This is a genomic window from Xanthomonas sp. SHU 199 (assembly GCF_000364665.1).
Taxonomy (GTDB): domain Bacteria; phylum Pseudomonadota; class Gammaproteobacteria; order Xanthomonadales; family Xanthomonadaceae; genus Xanthomonas_A; species Xanthomonas_A sontii.
In genome coordinates this window covers 1-909 of the sequence record NZ_AQOI01000658.1, presented here as the reverse complement: position 1 = coordinate 909, position 909 = coordinate 1, and the positions used below count along the sequence as shown (strand labels likewise).

1 protein-coding gene is annotated in these 909 nt (G+C 69.2%); it reads left to right on the top strand.

Going from position 1 to position 909, the window contains the following annotated elements:
- The coding region (locus D183_RS0118800; RefSeq protein ID WP_017910359.1) for a methyl-accepting chemotaxis protein at window positions 1-909 on the top strand (909 nt) is incomplete at both ends.

The window sequence follows — 909 nt, the reverse complement described above, 5'->3', positions numbered from 1 at the left end:
CCAGTTCCAGGGCGTGTTCGCCACCATGCGCGACGATGCCAACGCCACCGCGGAACAGCTCGCGGCGATCGTCGCGCGGATCCAGACCGCGGCAGTCAGCATCAACGGCGCCGCCAGCGAGATCGCCGCCGGCAACGACGATCTGTCGCGCCGGACCGAACAACAGGCCGCCAGCCTCGAAGAAACCGCCGCGTCGATGGAGGAACTGACCTCCACCGTCAAGCAGAACGCCGAGCACGCCCGCCAGGCCAACCAGCTCGCCACCGGTGCAGCCACGGTTGCCTCGCAGGGCGGCGCGGTGGTCGGCCAGGTGGTCGAGACCATGAGCGGGATCGAGGCGTCCTCGAAGAAGATCGCCGACATCATCAGCGTCATCGACGGCATCGCCTTCCAGACCAACATTCTTGCCTTGAATGCGGCAGTGGAAGCGGCGCGTGCCGGCGAGCAGGGCCGCGGCTTCGCCGTGGTCGCCAGCGAAGTGCGCACCCTCGCCCAGCGCTCGGCCAACGCCGCCAAGGAGATCAAGGGTCTGATCGACGACTCCGTCGGCCGTGTCGCCCAGGGCTCGGCGCTGGTCGACCAGGCGGGCAAGACCATGCAGGAGATCGTGACCTCGGTGCAGCGCGTGACCGACATCATGGGCGAGATCGCCGCCGCTTCGCAGGAACAGTCCGCGGGCATCGAGCAGGTCAACCAGACCGTCACCCAGATGGACGAGACCACTCAGCAGAACGCCGCGCTGGTCGAAGAAGCCACCGCCGCCGCACGTTCGATGGAAGAACAGGCCGGCCAGCTGAGCCAGGCCGTGGCGGTGTTCAAGATCGAGGCGAGCAGCGCCCCGCTCGGCCATCCGGCTGTCCCCAGCGCACCGAGCCGCCCGGCCGCCCGGTCGGCGGCCAAGCCGGTGGC